Origin of the sequence: Vibrio sp. B1REV9 (assembly GCF_905175395.2) — a bacterium.
GTDB lineage: Bacteria > Pseudomonadota > Gammaproteobacteria > Enterobacterales > Vibrionaceae > Vibrio > Vibrio alfacsensis.
The window spans coordinates 1483315-1503858 of record NZ_HG992746.1 but is presented as its reverse complement, the minus strand read 5'-3'; the positions used below and the strand labels follow the sequence as shown (position 1 = coordinate 1503858).

General features: G+C 45.4%; 18 protein-coding genes. 8 read left to right on the top strand and 10 right to left on the bottom strand.

The window, feature by feature from the left end:
- Positions 1-137 precede the first annotated feature (137 nt).
- From KHN78_RS20745 to KHN78_RS20735, 3 genes are read right to left on the bottom strand one after another with little or no spacing between them, the layout of a single operon-like run.
- Positions 138-983: a DmsC/YnfH family molybdoenzyme membrane anchor subunit gene (locus KHN78_RS20745; RefSeq protein ID WP_211918793.1), complete on the bottom strand. Its 846-nt coding sequence runs from the start codon at positions 981-983 to the stop codon at positions 138-140.
- 1 nt (position 984) lies between these two features.
- Positions 985-1599, bottom strand: a complete 615-nt coding sequence (locus KHN78_RS20740) for a DMSO/selenate family reductase complex B subunit (RefSeq protein WP_128813297.1) — start codon at positions 1597-1599, stop codon at positions 985-987.
- A gap of 9 nt (positions 1600-1608) precedes the next feature.
- A complete protein-coding gene (locus KHN78_RS20735) occupies positions 1609-4056 on the bottom strand; it encodes a DmsA/YnfE/YnfF family dimethyl sulfoxide reductase (RefSeq protein ID WP_211918791.1) in 2448 nt (815 codons plus the stop codon).
- Positions 4057-4363: 307 nt separating this feature from the next.
- Here KHN78_RS20735 and KHN78_RS20730 point away from each other — a divergent pair, with 307 nt between their 5' ends.
- The 4 genes from KHN78_RS20730 to tyrS all read left to right on the top strand — a co-directional run bounded on the left by KHN78_RS20730 (position 4364) and on the right by tyrS (position 7742).
- Entirely contained in the window at positions 4364-4948 is a 585-nt protein-coding gene (locus KHN78_RS20730; protein WP_211918790.1) for a molecular chaperone TorD family protein, read from the top strand.
- Positions 4948-5484 carry a 4Fe-4S binding protein gene (locus KHN78_RS20725; protein WP_211918774.1) on the top strand — a complete coding sequence of 179 codons (537 nt, stop codon included), beginning with the start codon at positions 4948-4950 and terminating at the stop codon, positions 5482-5484. Before KHN78_RS20730 ends, KHN78_RS20725 begins: the two co-directional genes overlap by 1 nt.
- Positions 5485-5581: 97 nt before the next feature.
- Positions 5582-6403, top strand: a complete 822-nt coding sequence (locus tag KHN78_RS20720) for a response regulator transcription factor (protein WP_211918772.1) — start codon at positions 5582-5584, stop codon at positions 6401-6403.
- Between the two features lie 82 nt (positions 6404-6485).
- Entirely contained in the window at positions 6486-7742 is a 1257-nt protein-coding gene (gene tyrS / locus KHN78_RS20715; RefSeq protein WP_211918770.1) for a tyrosine--tRNA ligase, read from the top strand.
- A gap of 51 nt (positions 7743-7793) precedes the next feature.
- On the opposite strand, the gene KHN78_RS20710 is transcribed toward tyrS, so the two are convergent.
- The 7 genes from KHN78_RS20710 to KHN78_RS20680 all read right to left on the bottom strand — a co-directional run bounded on the left by KHN78_RS20710 (position 7794) and on the right by KHN78_RS20680 (position 15921).
- Positions 7794-9056: a hypothetical protein gene (locus tag KHN78_RS20710; protein WP_211918768.1), complete on the bottom strand. Its 1263-nt coding sequence runs from the start codon at positions 9054-9056 to the stop codon at positions 7794-7796.
- A 73-nt stretch (positions 9057-9129) separates the two neighbouring features.
- Entirely contained in the window at positions 9130-10065 is a 936-nt protein-coding gene (locus KHN78_RS20705) for an alpha/beta hydrolase (protein WP_211918766.1), read from the bottom strand.
- A 9-nt stretch (positions 10066-10074) separates the two neighbouring features.
- Entirely contained in the window at positions 10075-11280 is a 1206-nt protein-coding gene (locus tag KHN78_RS20700; RefSeq protein ID WP_211918763.1) for an MFS transporter, read from the bottom strand.
- 197 nt (positions 11281-11477) lie between these two features.
- On the bottom strand, positions 11478-12680 hold the full coding sequence (fabV, locus tag KHN78_RS20695; RefSeq protein ID WP_211918755.1) for an enoyl-ACP reductase FabV: 1203 nt from the start codon (positions 12678-12680) through the stop codon (positions 11478-11480).
- Between the two features lie 12 nt (positions 12681-12692).
- On the bottom strand, positions 12693-13115 hold the full coding sequence (locus tag KHN78_RS20690; RefSeq protein WP_211918753.1) for a MaoC family dehydratase: 423 nt from the start codon (positions 13113-13115) through the stop codon (positions 12693-12695).
- Between the two features lie 116 nt (positions 13116-13231).
- Positions 13232-14824, bottom strand: a complete 1593-nt coding sequence (locus KHN78_RS20685) for an acyl CoA:acetate/3-ketoacid CoA transferase (protein WP_211918751.1) — start codon at positions 14822-14824, stop codon at positions 13232-13234.
- A 188-nt stretch (positions 14825-15012) separates the two neighbouring features.
- Entirely contained in the window at positions 15013-15921 is a 909-nt protein-coding gene (locus KHN78_RS20680) for a LysR family transcriptional regulator (RefSeq protein WP_211918749.1), read from the bottom strand.
- A 306-nt stretch (positions 15922-16227) separates the two neighbouring features.
- On the opposite strand from KHN78_RS20680, the gene KHN78_RS20675 reads away from it, so the two are divergent.
- The 4 genes from KHN78_RS20675 to KHN78_RS20660 all read left to right on the top strand — a co-directional run bounded on the left by KHN78_RS20675 (position 16228) and on the right by KHN78_RS20660 (position 20467).
- The gene (locus KHN78_RS20675; protein WP_211918739.1) at positions 16228-16962 is read left to right on the top strand and encodes a beta-ketoacyl-ACP reductase; all 735 of its coding nucleotides are present in this window, start codon (positions 16228-16230) and stop codon (positions 16960-16962) included.
- A 1-nt stretch (position 16963) separates the two neighbouring features.
- A complete protein-coding gene (locus KHN78_RS20670) occupies positions 16964-18169 on the top strand; it encodes an acetyl-CoA C-acetyltransferase (RefSeq protein WP_211918737.1) in 1206 nt (401 codons plus the stop codon).
- Between the two features lie 621 nt (positions 18170-18790).
- Positions 18791-20017 (top strand): sodium/glutamate symporter, encoded by a 1227-nt coding sequence (gene gltS / locus KHN78_RS20665; RefSeq protein WP_211918728.1) that lies wholly within the window; start codon positions 18791-18793, stop codon positions 20015-20017.
- A gap of 192 nt (positions 20018-20209) precedes the next feature.
- Positions 20210-20467 (top strand): hypothetical protein, encoded by a 258-nt coding sequence (locus KHN78_RS20660; protein ID WP_211918726.1) that lies wholly within the window; start codon positions 20210-20212, stop codon positions 20465-20467.
- Positions 20468-20544 lie beyond the last annotated feature (77 nt).

Below are 20544 nucleotides of genomic sequence, written 5' to 3'. Positions count from 1 at the left end.
ACTCACTGTAGCGGGGCTTGATATCATATTAACCTTGATTGCAAAAATATTGGTTAGTGAAGCAATTTGCTAGCTAAACAATTTACAATCGAAACAAATTCAGTCGCTAAGCTCTTTGATCGCTCAACAACACGTTTCTACATACCGGCTGTCATGTGCATGCCGTAAAACACGCCACGACCAATCAGTTCAGATACAACGATCAATGCAAACGCGATTGCCATCGGTGCCGCTGTTACTGGCGTGCGTCGAACGACTGGCATTAGCCACAAAGCAATACCCGCAGACAATAGCACTAAGCGTGTTGTCTGTAGCGAACTGAAATCAGGAACAACAGACAGTGCAGCCGTCACGTTGGTTTCAATAGAGCCTAGGTGAGCAGCCAATTGCATCACTACGATAGCAACCGCAAACAAACCGACTAAGCCCATCACTGGTAGCACTTTATCCGCTGCTGCGTTGTCATGGTTCGCAAGAGATAACAGTAACTGAGCCAGTGCGGTACCGCTAACTAGCATAGTTACCACAAATGCCCCTGGTGTTAATGACGTATACCAAGTTGGTACGGTATCAATCATGTATACCATCGCCATTGCGTACATAAACACAATGCCAACCACCATTGCACCAATCATTAGCGCTTTACGAATCGCTTCACTGCCTTTATCCAACACAGATAGTAGCCAAAACAGTCCTCCTAGAGCAAAGAATACGCTGCCTGACGCAATCTCATTCGATAGCCAAGAACTGCCAACCATATTCAGTGCATTCATTGCACGCAGTGGACTACCTAGGTGCATGATTGAAGCAAGGAAACCCAGCCCCATCACCGCCCAAAGACCGAACATCGCTTTGTGCAGACGTTCTTCAGCACCCGATGAAAGCTGCTTAGTCAAAAGCATTGTCGCTAAGACCAAGAACGCACCTACTGACGTTTGTGCCAATACCGTAAAAACGATAAGCGGCCATTCATGCCATGCCATATTAGACCTCCTTCGGATTAGCCAAGTAGCCCGTGGTGTCTCCACAAGGGCGCGCATGGCGGTTCGGTTTGATAACAATATTTGGTAGCGTCAATGATGCAGGTGGCAGCGGCGCAACCTCGGCATTTGTGCCATATTTCACACGTAGCTCATCGATAGGACCAAACTCCAGTGCACGCAGTGGACAAGAGTCCACACACACAGGGTTAAGACCTTCAGCCACGCGTTCATAACAGCCGTCACACTTCGTCATGTGGCCTTTTTCTTTGTTGTACTGAGGTGCGCCGTAAGGACACGCCATAGAACAGTACTGACAACCGATACACTTATCAGTATCCACGACTACAAAGCCATCTTCACGCTTATGCATCGCACCGCTTGGGCATACCTTGGTACACGCAGGGTTGCTACAGTGGTTACAAGCCATTGATACGTAGTAGGCAAACACGTCTTGACGCCACGTGCCGTTGTCTTCTACCCAATTACCGCCTGCGTATTCGTAAACACGACGGTAGTTACGACCTACATCTAGGTCTTTGTTGTCTTTGCAAGAAAGCTGACACGTTTTACAACCGGTGCACTTACTTGAATCAATATAAAAGCCGTATTGTTTCATGGTTTAACCTTATGCCTTCTTCACCAGTTGAACTTCTACTAAGTTGGTATGCTGAGGGTTACCCTTAGCCAGCGGACTTGGACGATGAGTCGTCAACACGTTAATACAGCCGCCTTTATCCACTTTGTTCTTATCTGGTGCGTACCATGCACCCTCGCCTAGCGCTACCACGCCTGGCATCATACGTGGTGTCACTTTAGCTGGAATATGCACTTCACCACGGTCATTGAAGATACGGATCAAATCGCCGTTTTCGATGCCACGCTGCTGCGCATCCAGCGGATTGATCCACATTTCTTGGCGCGCCGCTTCCTTGATGATGTCAACGTTACCGTAGGTTGAGTGACAACGTGCCTTGTAGTGGAAACCTGTCAACTGCAGCGGGAATTGATCACGCTTCTTCGAGTCCCAACCATCAAAAGTCGATACATAGATTGGCAGTGGGTGAATCACTTCGTCTTCTTGTAATTCCCAAGTCGACGCGATGTTCGCTAGACGCTCTGAATAGATCTCAATCTTGCCTGATGGTGTACCCAATGGGTTATTTTCTGGATCTTCACGGAACGCTTTGTAAGCAACAAAGTGACCATTTGGATCGCGACGTTTGTAGATTCCAAGCTTACGCATGGTTTCAAAATCAGGCAGTGTTGGGTCTTGCTCACGAGTTAACGCGTAAAGATGACGTAGCCAACCTTCTTGGTCACGACCTTCGGTAAACTGCTCGCCGACACCCATGCGTTTTGAAATCTCAGAACAGATCTCGTAGATACCTTTCGCTTCAAACTGAGGCTCAATCGCTTTATCAGCAAAGATAAAGTAAGGCATGTTCGCAGCTTTCGTATCCATACAGAAGTCAGCTTGCTCTGATGTAGTTAAGTCAGGCAGTACAATGTCAGCGTATTTCGCCGATGACGTCATATGGTTATCAATCACCACAATCAACTCACACGCTTTATCATCTTGCAGGATCTCATGTGTCTTGTTGATATCTGAGTGCTGGTTGATGATGCAGTTGCCTGCGTAGTTCCAAATCATCTTGATTGGTACGCTTAATTGTTCGACGCCACGAATACCATCGCGAGTTGCCGTCATTTCAGGACCGCGAACGATAGCGTCTGTCCAAAGGAACATTGGAATCGACGCTTTCACTGGGTTCTTAAGCGTTGGGAAACGCACAAATGGGATGTTGTAATCCGATTCACGAGCACCGGTACCACCACCGTTGATACCTACGTTACCGGTCAGTAGTGCGAGCATAGCGATCGCACGTGCCGCGATTTCGCCGTTAGCAGTACGCTGTAGGCCCCAACCTTGAAGTACCGCACAAGGCTTGGTTGAACCAATTTCACGTGCAGTCTTAATGATTGTATCAACTGGGATACCTGTGATTTTCGCCGCCCACTCCGGTGTCTTAGCAGTACCATCAGGACCTTCACCTAAGATGTACGACTTGTAATCGCTTTTCGCTGGTGCTGACGCTGGTAGCGTTTTCTCATCGTAACCAACACAGTATTTATCTAGGAAAGGCTGATCGACTAAGTCTTCCGTGATCATCACGTAAGCCATCGCCGCGATAAATGCCGCATCGGTACCCGGACGAATTGGAATCCACTCATCTTCACGACCACCCGCAGTATCGGTGTAACGTGGGTCAATCATGATCATGCGAGCTTTTGAACGCTCTTTAGACTCCATCAAATGGTGAATAAGACCACCACCTGACATACGCGTTTCTGCTGGGTTATTACCAAACTGAACGATAAGCTTAGTGTTCTCTAAATCAGAGAATGAGTTACCGTAAGCCCAACCACCACCGTAGGTGTAATCCAGACCTACTGTAATTTGTGCCGTTGAGTAGTCACCGTAGTGATTTAGGTAACCGCCACTTAGGTTCATCATACGGGCGATCAATGAACTGCCTGGAGGCCAAGATTTGGTTACTGTACCGCCTAGCGTACCTGTACCGTAGTTTAGGTAAATCGCTTCGTTACCATGATCTTTGATGATTCGCTTCATATTGTTCGCGATTTCATCGTACGCTTCTTCCCAAGTAATGCGTTTGAATTTACCTTCACCACGCTTACCTACGCGCTTCATTGGGTACTTCAAACGATCTGGGTTGTAAACGCGACGGCGCATAGAGCGACCACGCAAACAGGCGCGCACTTGGTGATTACCGTATACGTCATCGCCGATGTTATCAGTTTCGACCCATTTGATCTCACCATCAACAACATGCATGCGCAGCGGACAACGGCTACCGCAGTTTACGGTACACGCACTCCACACTACTTTTTCTTCAATCGCTTCATTAGTGGCAGCAGCAACAGGGCTTGATTTAAAAGGGAGTGAAATTGCGCTGGCAGTGGCAGCCAGTCCACCGACGGCACTTGAAGACTTGATAAAATCTCGTCTCGTGAAGCCACCGGTCATTAATGCTTTCAGTGTTTTTTTCATAGGACAACTTCTCAATGGTTGTGAGAAAAGACTCTGTGGTCTTTGCAGCCCTCCTTTTACCCCTTTAGGAGTAAGGTTAATATTGCGCTTAATCAATGTTTTTTCCGTGCTACTCAAGAACTCACCTATCAAATTCCATAAATGAGATCTCGTTCATATTTTTGAACTAGTTAACACAATTTAAAATAATTAATCGAAATGGTTCGCATTATTGAGTGTGAACTATTGCATTTAATTTTTGACCAAACGCATTTATTTCAACCCTTGAAGCGGGTATGCTCGGCAAAAACATAACGCAGTTTTACTTATGCAATACGAAATTACACTGTTTCGCCTATTGGGTGGCCTATGCTACTACTCTCCAAATTCTGAAAGTGGTCAACAGATCTTAAGTGCATTTGCGACACAAGATGACGAATTGTTAACAAACCTCTCGACTCTGGCGCAAAGCATCGAAAGTGATACTCTCGAAGCCGACTACTTCAATTTACTGCAAGGCAGCGGAGATATGCCATGCCCACCTTGGGGCTCGGTTTATTTAGACAGAGAAAATGCTCTATTCGGATCTTCTACGATTGAATATCGTGAATTTACGCGCCAACTTGGAATGGAATGCGATACCGGACTGCGTGAACCGGAAGATCATATTGGCTTAATGCTGATGCTGGTTTCATTACTGCTTGAGCAAGACAATGTCGAGCAAGCCAAGCAACTTATCAGCCAACATTTAATGCCATTCGCCCCAATCATGCTTGAAAGCATGCAGCAACACGCTGAAACCGAGTTCTATCGCCAACTTGCAGCTTTTGTCCTTGCTTGGCTTAACTTCTACTGTGAAGAGCATCAATTGCAAATCGTTGCGCGCCGTAACTACTGGCAAGAGACAGAATAATGAAACCAGACAGTATCGAATTAGCGATTGAGCTTAATGAAATGAACAGCAGTCGTCGTGGCTTCTTTCGTGCTGTCTCGAGAGGCGTTACCCAGTCTATTGAAGAACCAATGGCGGTCATTAACGCTTCTCGACCTCTCGGTGCTGTTGAGGAAGAGTTGTTTAATCGCTTATGTACTCAATGTGGTGACTGCGTCACTGCTTGCCCGCAAAGTGTATTAAGCATGCAAGCTAATGGACCTTGCATGGATCTCAGCCTCAACCACTGTAACTTTTGCCATCAGTGTATTACAGTTTGCCCAACGCAAGCTCTAAACATACTCAATACGACAGATACCGGCTGGCGACCAACATTCAGCCAGAGTTGCAACGCTCGTCTGTTTGGCAACTGCCAAGAGTGTGTTGATGATTGTCCTAAGCAAGCTCTAACGCTGCCCGATGACGCTACACCTGCCCTAAATGAGAACTGCAATGGTTGTGGTGAGTGCCTATCTAGCTGTTATATTGGCGCAATCACACTGATGGAAAAGAGTTAACCCCTCACGTTTAAGAGTCAGGGTGTAGCTGATAACTTTGGGATAACACCCTATTGCGTTATGCTTGTTCCCATTCATATCAAACTGTCTAATCAACATGCCAAACGACGCATTCAATACACAACTTGCAGAAGCGATTTCTGCACTAAACTCTCCAAGTTTCACGCCCAAACTGATGCGTCTAATTAGTTCATTATTGAGTTTTGATTGCGCGGTAATCCTTGGCTATCGCGAGGGCAAGCACCCCATCTATCTTTACGATTCGCTTGAGAATGAACGTGAACTGTTGTTCCAGCGTTATCTGACCACGTCATTCCAAAATGACCCGTTTTATCAAAAACTCAACGCAAATAAAGAACAAGGTATCTTCACGCTCAAAGACATGGTAGGTAAAAACGTTGCAAGCAAAGATCTCGACTACCAAGCCTACTGCGAACAGTTTTATAATCAAACGGGTTGGAAAGACGAACTGAGCATACTCATTGAAATAGAACCTACACGTTGGGTCATGCTCTATTTCGGCTTTATGCAAGACGACAAACGCTTCACCAAACCGCAAATTGCAAAGCTAACGTCTTACTTTTCCATCATTCAGTCCTTGTGCCAGCAACACTGGAAGCAAACCGAATTCACGCTTTCTGAGCCGGTCTTCAACCCAACCTTGCACTCCGGGCAAATGCGTGACGCCATTGAGAAGGCATTGGCCTCATTTGGTCAAACCATATTGACCAAACGAGAACAAGAAATTGCCTCTTTAATCACCCAAGGTTTTGATAGTAAAGAGATAGCAATAAAGCTCAAAGTCACGGAAGGCACCGTCAAAAACCACCGAAAACGGATCTACGCTCAATTAAAAGTCGCATCACTGAGTGAACTTTTCCAACTGTTTCTCAATCACCTCATCACACAATCAAGATAACAAACCATCCCTTTAGGGATATATCTAGATTGTGCATCGGCCCTTACTCTAAATGCATTGAAATGACATTGAAGATAAAACGATGACACTGATTGAAGATTTACAAGCTCGCGGTCTAATTGCTCAAGCGAGTGATTTAGAACAAGTTCAACAACTGCTATCCGAGCCACAAACGCTTTACTGTGGCTTCGATCCAACGGCTGGCAGCCTGCATATTGGTCACCTTGTACCACTTATTATGCTAAAACGCTTTCAAGATGCAGGGCACCAAGCCATCGCTTTGATTGGCGGCGCAACCGGAATGATTGGTGATCCAAGCTTTAAAGCGACCGAGCGCAGCTTAAACTCAGAAGACGTTGTCACCGGTTGGGTGCAAGACCTTTCCAATCAAATCCAACATCTGATGAATAACCAAGTCAGCAAGCCAATAATCATGGTGAACAACGCAGATTGGGTGAAACAGATTAACGTGATCGACTTCTTCCGTGACGTAGGTAAGCATTTCTCTGTGAATACCATGATCAGCCGTGAATCAGTAAAGCAACGCTTGCAACGCCCAGACCAAGGCATCTCGTTTACCGAGTTCAGTTACGCATTGCTTCAATCTTACGACTTTGCTGAACTGAACCGCCAATACGGCTGTCGCTTGCAAATCGGTGGTAACGACCAATGGGGCAACATCGTCAGTGGTATTGATCTCACTCGCCGCCAAAACGGTGAGCAAGTATTTGGTCTAACACTGCCTTTGATCACCAAATCCGACGGCACCAAATTTGGTAAAACGGAAGGCGGTGCAGTGTGGCTTGACCCAACAAAAACTTCGCCTTATGCGTTCTACCAATTCTGGTTATCAGCTGAAGATGCGGATGTATACCACTTCCTACGCTACTACACGCTCTTGAGCTGTGATGAGATCTCAACCATTGAGGCACAAGACAAAGAGAGCAAAGGAAAACCGCAAGCACAGCGTATTTTAGCAGAGCAAATGACGCGTTTTGTACACGGTGACGAGGGCTTAGCAAGTGCAGAGCGAATCACTCAAGCACTATTTAGTGGCAATGTGCAGCAACTCAGTTTGAGCGAACTAAAACAGTTGGAACTCGATGGCTTGCCAAGCATTCAAAGTGCGCAGCAAGATTTGGTTGAACTGCTGATTGAATCAAATTTGGCAAACTCAAAACGCATTGCTCGCGAACTGATTGGCAACAATGCCATTAGCGTAAACGGTGAGAAAGTTGATGCCGAAAACCCAAGTTTAAACTTCCCCCTGTTCGATCAATACTGGTTATTACAACGCGGTAAAAAGCACTTCTGCTTAGTCAAGCGTCTGGAAAAATAGCTTAAGCAAAAAAGCGAGGCCATCAAAGACCTCGCTTTTTGCTCTCTAACATTAATCGTACTTAATATTGATCAACGCCATCACAGCTAAATCATCAATATCTTCATCCGCCCAACTAACTTGCAATGAAAGATCAGTGTATTGACTCCATTGATACTGTGTTTTGAGATCCAAGAATTTCGCTTCAAGATCTTGCCCACCACCCAGCGCGTTATCAATCGTCATTTGGCCACCAGCGAATTTAACGTTCACATCATCCATCACTTGCCAATCAACTCTTGCCGCATAAAGTTGACCATCATTATTTTCGTGGCCTAAACCACCAAAGAACTGACGTGAAATCGGGCTTGGGTTGTTGCGATCACTGTTGTTAATTAACCCTGAGTAAGTATCAAAACCGCGTCCGACTAAACCACCATCAACATATCCCATGCCGTGAACTTGTAGTTTCACTTGAGGCGTAATGGCATAACTCGCTTCTAAAAATCCTGCAAAACCATCGTGCCCCCAAGTCGTGTGGTAGCCTCTTTCTTGCGTAGAATCCGACAGAATCACGTTAGCCGCACCTTTTAGGGCAAACTTATCTAGCTGAACCGTAAAATATGGCGAGATATTGTGGAAATAATCAATGCCATAACCTTGCTGAGGAATCCCCTCTTCGCTATTGCCTATGTTCTCATTCCCCCCCTCAAAATACGCCCAAAGCATACCCCAATCGAAGGGGCCGTGGCTGCCTACTGCTGCCAACGCATACATATGAACATCATCATACACATCAAACTCAGAAGAATGTTCACTTTCAGCAAAGCGTAGATCATAAATTCCGAGCACACTGACATTGTTTGAAGATGCATATTGATATGACTTCATTGCTAATACGCGGTCTCTACGGTCATTTTGAATGTTAAATCCATACGCCCAATCTGCTCGCTGACGTCCTGCTCTAAACAACAATCCCTTGTCTGCATATTGAACAAAACCTAAGTCGATCGAGAGCCCATCGGCATTGCTGCCATCAGTAAAGTTCGTCCCTGCACCCCCACTATGACGGCGATCACCCGCCCAGTCGTAGTAACCTTGCCAACGAGTGTTGATCGACCAACCATCATCTAACATCAAGTTCGCTTTCACTCTAAAGCGGCTTGAATATCCATTTTCCGTATCACCACCCGATGGTTCAATAACATGTGCACGAACATACGCATCCATGCCCCAATCCAATTTGATGTTTTCGTTCAACTCAACCACTGATGAGTGCGCGGCAAAAGACGAGCAAATCCCCGCTACCGCTAGACATAACGTATGCGCTTTCATTTTTTTATCCGTGTAATGCGGTGCCCGGATCTTTTGTTTTAAACGTCAGACCGAAGCACCGAGCAAGGGTGTGTTAGCGGTTCAAAAACTCGCTAATTTTTTGATATGTGGTTTCACACTCTTCTTTCACTAGGTCTTCCATGTTTAAGAATGTATGAATCATGTCATTAAAGTGATAATGCTCAACCGTTGCACCGACACTTTTGGCCATTTCACAGTAAGCAAGACCTTCGTCTCTTAGCGGACAGAACTCTGCGGTAAACAACAACGTCTCTGGCATTTTATCCGTCATTGGTTGGAATAATGGTGATGCTTGCTTACGGTCTTCACCTTGTGAGAAGTAATTATCGAAGTACCACTCGATCTTGCCTTTCTGCAGCAAGTAACCCGTTGCGTTCTCTTCCATAGACTGGCTATCCATGGTGTAGTCCAAACTTGGGTACACCATGACTTGCTTCGCGATGGCCACATTTACATCAAACTGAGCCTTTGCACTGACGCTTGCCACTAATGCGCCACCACCTGAGTCACCCGCAATAGATAAGGTTGGCAAGTAGTTAAGATGACGTCCATCCAGTGTCGCCCATAGATTTTGGACCACAGAGTACGCGTCGTTTAAGCCTGCAGGGTAAGGGCACTCTGGCGCAAGTCGGTAATCGACCGACACCACAATGTGCTTGGTTGCTAAGGCCAGTTTACGACAAATTGGGTCATAAACGGTCACGCTGCCCGCCATATGGCCACCACCATGGTAGTAGACAAGCACAGGTAGCGCTTCTTCCGGTGCAGGATGGTAGATACGCACTGGCACTGCATATTCGCCGCCCACCACCAAATCATCTTGAATCCATGCCACCGCTGGTACTTCGGTTAACAAGTTTTTGGTTAGGTTGGCTAGCCCTTCTCTTGCGTTTGTCGCTGTTGGTTTGAAGCCACCTTCAATCAACTGGTTTACTAATACGTTAAAATTGTCTAACCAAGCTTCTAATTTAGGACTTACTTTACGCATAATGGCTCCTTAAGCACTTTTGGCTGTGGTAGTAGTGGTAACAGTTTCTGGCTTCTTGCCCGTTTCTGGTAGGAAGAAGCTCGCCAAGAAGAACGTAGAAGAGCAGATCACTGCAAACGATGCTGCGTAACCGATATTGCCAGTGGTATCGGCTAACACGCCTGCAAAGTACATCAATACCGTTTCGATCATGTATGAGATTGACCAGAACATGCCGAAGATTACCGTGATACGACCAGGCGTCATGTTTGGTAGCTCTTGAGGTAGCGTAACGAGAGAAGTCATAGGCATAAACATGAAGAAACCAGCCATAAACGCGGCAATGTAGGCAACAGTCGCACTACCTGTGGTAATCATCAGTGCCGCGAACAACGTCATCGCTAGACCACAGTAACGAATCACTGGAACACGCAGTGGGTAACGTTTCGCGACAATGATACCTGCGATCGTGCCGACCATGCCCGCGCCAATCATGATAGAGGAGAGGTATTTCGCTTCTGCCGCAAAGGTTGGTACCAATGGGAATAATGCAAATACTGAGATGTAGCAGAAGAGTAGACCAGAGTAAGCAATTGGTAGCCACCAGTTCACAGACTCTTTCATCCCATCTTTTAAGGTATAAGCCGCTTGCTCTTTGTTATCGGCCGTACTTGATAGCGAGAAATCGTCGCTGACAAACCACCACACAATCAAAATGGCCAGGCTGACGGCCGAAATAGCTAAAATAACGTTCTGCCAATTTCCCAATGTCGCCAGTAGTGAGCCTGTAAAAAGAATCGCTAACAAGTTACCCATGTTAAACGCCGCAGCGTTAATACCATTAATCAATGGACGCTCTTCTGCGCTAAAGTACTTAATAACAATTGGGTTGAAGTAAACAATCGCAAATGCGCCACCAAAGCCCATCACTAAGCGCGAGAATACATACAGTGGGTAATTAGAAGCGAATGCGCCAATCGCACCAGCAACGATTAATAGGGACGCAGCAGCAAAGGCTTTCTTTGGTCCCATCTTCACAAGTAGCCAAGCCGCAGCTAAGTTACCAATAATTTTTGCAATCGTGATGGCGTTCGTCATCCAAGTCGCAGCAGCCATGCCATCAATATCGTAAAAAGACATGATATCTTTGGTCATCATTGAGCCAGCAACCCAGGACATTGCGAACAACGCGTAAGTGAGAAATATCGTTATCTCAATAAGATGTTTCTTGTTCATTTTATTTACCTGTAGGGTGATATTAGATTTATTCTTCGAGTTAATAATAACCCCATTTAAAGCAGGTGATTATCCTTAATTTGCAATAATGAATTGTGTGATGCCTGTGGCGAAAAACACTTAAATCACATTAAATCAGACACATAAAAAGAAGCCCTACTCAATAGCAGGGCTTTAATAAAACGTTAATATACTGTTTACGGTTGCAATAGGGTCAATTCTTCCATGTTGACTGGAGAGTCATAATTCACCTCGCTAAAACCAAATCCATTAAGTTGCATAAAGTCCGATTTGTAACCAGCGTAATCACCCACTTGACGGAAATTATCCACCGTCATTTGACTCATTAGTCGCTTCACCTCCTGTTGAGTTTCTGGTTCCAGCTCCCAGTCATCCATTCGAATCAGCCTTGCACCATCAACTGGCACCCATGGCTTATCACTGTATAGACGCTGGGCAAACAATCGTTGCATCTGCTCAATACAGCCTTCATGAGTCCCTTTCTCTTTCATCACTTTAAATAGAGAGAGAATGTAAGGTGAAAATGCAGGAATAAATACACTCGCCTTAGTCACCAGTGCTTTACAAACAGAAACATATGCTTCACCACCAAAAACTTGCATTTTCTGGTTTAATTCGTCAGCAGTATCATGAAGATGAGCTTTGGCTCTACCCAAGGTGCCGTGATGATAAATTGGGTAAGTCACTTCAGGCCCTACGTACGAGTAAGCAACCGTTTTGCAACCACATGCCAAGACTCCCGATTCATACAGGTAATCAATCCAGCCTTGCCAGTCTTCCCCGCCCATTACCTTGATCGTTGCTTCCATCTCGTCTGATGTCGCCGTACCTACTTCCATCGACTCTAAGCTATCATGTTCGATATTGATGGTTGGCCCGATAACAGGAGCACCCGATGTTTTTATAGAAGATCGCCATAGCTCACCCGTCTCTGGGTTTGGCCTAACACCCGTTGCTAAGCTATAAACGACTAAATCAACCGAGCCTCCAAATTCATGTTTGATATAGTCGACCACTTGCTCACGTGTCGTCGCTGAGAACGCATCACCAACAAAATTTTTCGCAACCAATCCCTCTTTCTCTGCCTCTTGACGGAAATAGATATTGTTATACCAACCCGCCGTACCTACGCCTTTTTCAGATGGCCCACGCTCAAATGAGACACCGATGGTATCGGCTTTTGCACCGCCAAACGCCAGACTAATTCGTGAAGCCAAACCAAAGCCAGAAGACGCCCCCAGGACTAATACTTTCTTCGGCCCATTCGCCACTTGCGGTGCACTTTTAACATAGTTGATTTGATTAAGAACGGCTTGATGACAACCAAGTGGATGAGCGGTACGAGCAACAACACCTTGAATATTAGGCAAAATGATCATGGAAAACCTCTTTTAAACGATAGATTTAGGAGGCATAACCGTTGCTATGCCTTGAATAACGATTTGGTTGTCTTGGTTAACACTACGAGTCGCTAGTTTGACGATATTTTTCTCTTTATTAATATCAATCACTTCAACTTCAGCCCGTATCGTATCCCCAATAAAAACCGGAGCGGTGAATTTCAGCTCTTGACCTAGATATATCGTACCTGGCCCAGGCAACTTCATACCGAGCACGGCGGACGTAAGACCAGACACCAAAATGCCATGCGCAACTCGGTTGCCAAAAATACTGCTTTGACCTGCAATCTTACTGACGTGAACAGGGTTAATATCACCACTAATACCGCAAAACATTTGAATATCAGACTCACTGATCGTCTTTTCAAAGTGTGCACTTTGCCCTACCACAAGCTGTTCGATGGTATAACTCATAATAATTTTCTCTCGGAAATGAATGTGGTGGTTTTACCAATAAGAAGTAAAACCCTCTCCCCTCAGAAAAAGGGGGAGAGTAAGCCCAAATAACTTCAAGATACTTGGGTATGGAATTAAGCTGCTTCGCTTTCGCCTTGTTTGGTTTCCACTTTTTCAGGGAAAGTCAGTCCCATTGGCTTCTCGTGGAAAATACGGGAATCCATCAATTTCAGCTCATGACTAATTATGGGTTTAAATGACATCTTGCTTAAAATGTCTTTCTCTAAGTCAACACCAGGAGCAATCTCTATCAACTCTAGCGTATCGGCGCCAAGCTTAAACACCGCGCGCTCTGTAATATAAAGCACCGGTTTACCATTGCGCCTTGCAACATCTGCTGAGAAAGTAATTTGCTGCACTTCACCAATCAGCTTTTGGATATGACCATCATTGACAATCGACAGCGTACCGTCGCCCGTCTCGATTTCGAGTTTGCCCGCCGTGAATGTGCCGCAAAAGAATACCTGCTTAGCGTTTTGGGTAATATTAATAAAGCCGCCACAACCTGCGATTTTGCTACCAAATTTGGACACATTTAAGTTTCCGTGTTGATCACACTCAGCCAGCCCTAAGAACGCCTGATCGATGCCGCCACCATCATAAAAATCAAACATTTGATCTTGGGTAATGACCGCTTCAGGGAACGCGGATGCTCCAAAGCTTAGGCCACCGGCGGGTGTACCACCAATCGCGCCAGGCTCGACGGTCGCGATCATCTGATCGGTAATGCCCTCTTCATCTGTCACCTGAGCGATCACCTCTGGAACACCGATGCCATAGTTAAGGATGGCGCCTTGTTTCAGTTCCAAGGCGGCACGACGTGCGATGATTTTCTTGGCGTCCAATGGGCGAACCAAAACCGATTTATCGGCTACCACTCCACGTCCGCAATAAGCCGGGTTCATCGCTTCCGCGAACGTCTGCATATGGTCCTCTTCGTTTGCAATCACTATCGCGTCAACGAAGATACCCGGAATTCGCACTTGTTGAGGATCCAACTCACCACACTTCACCATGTGCTTAACCTGAACAATCACGGTTCCACCCATATTCGTCACAAGTTGCGCTGCAGCTAAGTTCTCTAGGAACAAACATTCGTCTTCCATGGTGACGTTTCCATGTTCATCAGCAGTTGTACCACGCAGCAGAGCAACGTTTGGGTTAATTCGCTTGTAGAACAGGTACTCTTCACCATCAATGCTCATCACTGACACACGATCTTCGGTGGTGACTTGGTTAATTTTGCCACCGCCCAAACGCGGGTCAACAAATGTACCTAAACCAACGTGTGATAATGTTCCGGGCTTGCCCGCTGCAGAGTCTCTGAGTAGCTGAGCAATCACACCTTGAGGGAAGTTGTAACCTTGGATCTGATCACTGTTTGCCAACTGTTGCAGCTTAGGGATCAATCCCCAATGGCCACCACACGCTTTACTCACCATGCCTGGGTGAGATAAATGGTTGGTTGCTTTGTCCACGCCATTGCCCTGCCCTGCGGTAAAAAAAAGTTCAAGTTTATTTGGGTGCCCAGTTTCTAAATAGCGTTCACCAACCGCTTTTTCTATCGCTTCTGGCACAACCGCACCAATAAACCCACCGAGAACGACTCGGTCACCATCATTAATTAACTGAGCAGCTTGTAGGGCTGTTAACACTTTTTTCTTCATTATTGGTTTTCCTTCGGGAAAATTATTGTTGCCTAAGCCGTGGCTTTGAACTGATAGAAAAAGTGTATTGCTTTCTAATTAATGAAAAAATAGACAATAAAAGAAATGATAATTGCGAATACGGGATAATCCTTTATCCCGTGAGACTTGAATTTTGTGGGGGATAGACCGCTTCGTCTTGGCTCTGATTATTCTGCTTCAGAGATTTCACGCACTCGTCGGATCAAATAGTCCTTAAAATTGACGCATCGTGCAGGCATTTGACGTCGTGGACGGTAGTACAGACTAAACTCAAATTCACTATTGGTATAATTTCTTAGCACTTGCACTAAAGAACCACTGTCTAATTCTTCTTCAATTAAACGGACAGGTAAGTAACCAATACCACCACCATTAAGTGCAACCGTTTTAATAAATTGGCTGTCTTCAACTTCCACGGTTTGCGAAATACTCACTGTTGTCATCTCTTTATTACGCTCAAACACCCACTTACTTCCACCTACTAGCGTCGATGCATATAAACAATTGTGGCGGCGCAAATCATCAGGTACTTCAGGCTCACCAAACTTTTGAATGTATTCTGGAGAACAGCAGGCCATTAGAGGGTATTTCAGCAGAGAGCGTTTAACCAACAGGCTATCTTTTTCTTGAAAGCCCTGATAAATAGCACTCGCACGAATCGCAAAATCAATTTCATCCAAGTGGTCCACATCAAAAGCCGTCTCCATAATACGGAAAGTCACATGTGGATGGTCCTGCAAATATTCCCCCACAATTGTGCCAAGAAAATCTCGAGCAAAAAGCGGTGTAGACGCTATGCGGATGATGCCTCTATCATCGTTGCCAAGGTTCTGAATCTCAGTAAAAATGTCATCAATCTCGCTATTAACACGACTAAAGCGTTCATAAAGCTTTAACCCTGCTTGAGTCGGTACCACCTTTCGGGTTGAACGCTTCAATAAACTTACACCCATACTCTCTTCTAGCTCGATGATCCAACGACTACCTGCTGAAGCCGATATACCGTATTGCTTCGCAGCCACACTAAAAGATCCAGTACGAACCACATGTAAAAAATAGACGATTTTATCGAGCATTTTAAAAACCTTGATTATTGCAATAAATGGGTAATCAGCGTTATAGCTCAACTTCTCCCCGTCGCAAACGCCAATCTCTTTGTTTCGCTATGTCGGTCATATATTCTAGCTCCTACGATATTTCAAGCTTTTATCAATCAATAAAACTTCGTTTTTCAACTCTCAACTATCCCGTTTTTGCAATAGTGTTTTGATTCAGAATCCATCTACAAATTGGCTCTAAGTCCCTAGAATGATTTCACCTACTGCGAATAGTCACTATGCCAAGACATAGCATCGCACCCATCCTTTACAAGGTGAAACACTATGCTTACCAATAAAATCTGTATCGTAACTGGCGGCGCCCAAGGCATTGGCCGCTGTATTGTCGAAACATTCGCACAGCAAAACGCAACCATGGTTTATGCATGCGATATGAACGCCCAAGTCGCAGAAGAGCTTAAAGCGCAATACCCTAACGTTGAAGTTAAAACGCTAAACGTCTGTGATCGTGCAGCGATTCATCACTTTATTGAAGAGGTCAAAGCAAAACACGGCAAGATCGACGTTTTAGTCAATAATGCGGGCATCACAAGAGATAACCTGCTTGATCGTATGAGTGAAGATGATTGGGATCTTGTGATCAATGTGAACCTCAAGGGCGTGTTTAACATGACACAGGCCGTTGCTCCAATGATGATTGAACAGGGTGTGGGCTCAATAATTACGATGTCTTCTGTTGTGGGGACTGATGGCAACATCGGTCAAAGTAATTACGGTGCAACCAAAGGCGGTGTGATCACCATGACAAAAGGTTGGGCAAAAGAGTTTTCTCGTAAAGGTGCTCAAGTTCGCGCGAACTGCGTGGCCCCTGGCTTTATTGAGACTCCTATGACGATTGATCTGCCAGAAAAAGTGCTGGATCACATGAAGTCTAAAACACCACTAGGTCGCATGGGTAAACCTCAAGACATTGCCGATGGTGTTACATTCCTAGCCAGTGACAAAGCAAGCTTCATCACTGGTCAAACGCTTAAGATCGATGGCGGTTTGGTGATTTAAGATGAAAAAAGTTTACATTGTTGGTGCAAAACGCACCGCTCTCGGCAGTTTTGGCGGTACGCTATCACTGGTTCCTGCATTTGAACTGGGCGGACACGCTATTCGTGCAGCCTTACAGCAAGCTAATCTCTCACCAGAGCACCTGGATGAAGTTATCGTCGGTAACGTACTGAGCGCAGGCCAAGGTATGGGCCCAGGCCGTCAAGCCGCTCGATTTGCTGACGTGCCAGATTCCGTTCCTGCGTTCACGTTGAATATGATTTGCGGTAGTGGCATGAAAACCGTCATGGAAGCCGCAAGTAAAATCAAAGCAGGCGATGCAGACTTAATTGTCGCAGCGGGCATGGAAAACATGTCGAGCACGCCATACCTTGTGAGTGCTAAAAACCGTTTTGGCAGTAAAATGGGCAACCAGCAACTGGTTGATACTATGATCCATGACGGTTTAACCGATGCGTTTAACCAATACCACATGGGTATGACGGCTGAAAATGTGGCAGAGAAATACAATATCTCTCGTGAAGAGCAAGATGCCTTTGCCCTACGTAGCCAACAGCGCGCAGTGGAAGCAATTCAACAAGGTCGTTTTACTGATGAGATCGTACCGGTGGAAGTGCAACAACGTCGTACAACCATCAGCTTCTCGGAAGATGAATACCCTCGTGCCGATGCTTCTATTGAAAGCTTATCTAAGCTAAACCCTGCATTCAAAAAAGATGGTAGCGTTACAGCAGGTAATGCATCTGGCATTAACGACGGCGGTGTGGCATTTGTGGTCGCTTCTGAGGCTGCGGTAGAAAAACATGGCCTAACGCCTCTCGCTGAAATCGTAAGTTATGGTCAAGGTGGTCTTGACCCAGCTTACATGGGGCTTGGCCCCGTTCCTGCGATTGAGCAAGCATTGCAACGTGCAGAAATGACTCTGTCTGACATGCAACTTCTTGAGCTCAATGAGGCATTCGCTGCACAAGCACTCGGCGTAATGCACGGTTTGAGTGAGAAATACGGTTTACCACTTAGCTCGTTTGACAACAACACTAACGTTAATGGTGGTGCAATCGCACTAGGGCATCCTTTGGGTGCATCAGGTGGCCGAATTCTTACCACGCTCATCTATGAAATGGAAAAGCGTGAACTGCAATATGGCTTGGCCTCTCTATGTATTGGTGGCGGTATGGGTACTGCTATTGTGATCAAGAAGCTCTAGCCCCATTTAGGCTCGCATAAGGATGTGCGGGCCTTTACAACGACATATTCTTAAGTAAATCCATATCATCATCCATTCATCCGCCTTTCCAGCCACCAGAGCCCAATAGATTTAGTACATCTTGTGCGGTGTATTAGCAGGCTTGATCGACCACTTATCAGTCCTTGATGCACAACGTCAGCAACGCAAGACCGTCAGCTTGCAGCCAAATTACAAACGGCCCAAGTTACGGTGGCATTGTACAAATCACTTGGTGGAAATTGGGCTCTAGAACCAAACCCCAAAGTAGAAAACATGTGAGCTTGTTACCTATAGCTATACCGATATAACCATATAACCATATAACCTCAAGATATTGATCACGAAATGTCTTGGTATTCGAGCCGTTATATTCTTGGGTAAACGAATCTAGCGGCTCATTTTCAACTGCGCATAACCTTTGAACAACAACCGGACTTAGTTCAAATTCACCAATATGAAACTGGATGTTATTTAGACAAGTCAGTATGGTTACTCATTCAGCATACGGTTTATGCACATTACAAAGGACATTGCCTCACATTACTTCAACAGGACACAAACGAACACAATTAGGCAGAGCAAGACACAACAGGAGCAGTTATGGATTTCATTGATGGTGTATTGCACATCGAATCATTTTTGGCCGTCACCCTAGGCATCGTCGTGCTGTTTTTGGGAAAACGCCTTACCCAGGCCAGTCACTTTTTGAGAGAGTTCAGCATTCCCGAACCGGTTTCAGGTGGCATATTAGTGTCTATTCTTTTTGCTGTGATTCACTATGTGACCCACATTGATGTTCAGTTTAATCTCGCGACTCGCGATCTACTGTTGGTGTATTTTTTTACCACAATTGGTATCAATGCCAGCCTGCAAGATCTATTCAAAGGAGGGAAACCTCTCATCATTCTACTCTCGGTCACCATCGGCTACATGCTGATACAAAACCTAACCGGAATTGGCATTGCGACCATGCTTGGTCAACCTGAAGCGGTAGGCTTACTTAGTGGCACCGTCTCTTTAATTGGTGGTCATGGAACCGCAATTGCTTGGTCGCCAAGGATCGCTGAAATATTTGATCTCGATACCGCCATGGAAATCGGAATCGCCAGTGCGACGTTTGGTTTAATTCTCGCCAGTCTAATGGGGGGGCCAATCGCGAAATACCTGATCAACAAGCACAACCTCAAGCCTGCGACAGTGGAAGAAATGGACGTCGGTACAGCCCAAGATGAACCGCAACCCTCTATCAACGCTTATGATTTCTTGGATGCGATGTTGGCTATTCATGTTTGTATCATTCTTGGTGCAGTGCTAAACGAGGGAGTCAGTAGCCTTGGTCTAGAACTGCCTCTATTTGTGACATGTCTTTTTGCGGGTATTCTCATTTCAAACCTGATTCCTGCGTCTTATCCTCGTTTAACAGGGACACGCTGGCCTGCAAGAAAACCCGCTATCGCGCTGATTGCTGACATGGCATTAGGTGCTTTTCTCGCCATGTCTTTGATGAGTATGCAGTTATGGGCGTTAGTCGATTTAGCTGGCCCTATCTTCATCATCCTTGGGGCACAATTTTTGGTGGCAGTGTGTATCGCGGTCTTTGTTGTATTTCCACTCATGGGCAAAAACTATGACGCTGCGGTGGTGTGTTCTGGTTTTGGTGGTATCTCATTGGGCTCAACCCCAACCGCGATGGCAAACATGTCTGCCGTTGCACAAAAATACGGGAATTCACACCAAGCATTTATCATTGTGCCGTTAGTGTGCGCTTTCTTTATCGATTTAGCTAACGCGTTGATCATTCCATATTTTATTGGCTGGATCAGTTAGTCTTACTCAGAAAAACTCTGTTTGCCAAAAACGACGAATACCGTGACTTTACTGAGACTCATAGATAGAGAGGCCATATGTTAGCCTCTCTATAATTTATTAAAATAGTGCTAACACTTTGTACCACTCTCAGTAGTATAATGTGCTTCCTGAAATATTTTGTTACGTAGTTGGTAACCTTTGAGAAGAAGCATGAATAACAGCAGATGGGCAGGTATGTTCGTCGGCACAATCTTTTTAATTAGTACGTTAGTTCTATTTGGTTCTACCGTTCATTCTGCTTGGTACAAGATTCCACTTGAAGCCGTAAATGGTATTGCTTTTACGCTCGCTTTTGGTCTTGGTCTAAATCACATTCTTGCTTATGTCGCTGCGTTTATTACATTGATTGCGTTGTTCTACCTCGGTTATGTTTTGGGGTATCGAATCCATCATAAGCTTAGGCGCTAAAACAAGCTTAAATTATTGAAAAACAAAAAAGGAGCGAACCGTCGCTCCTTTTTTATGGATTTAAAACCATATACCCA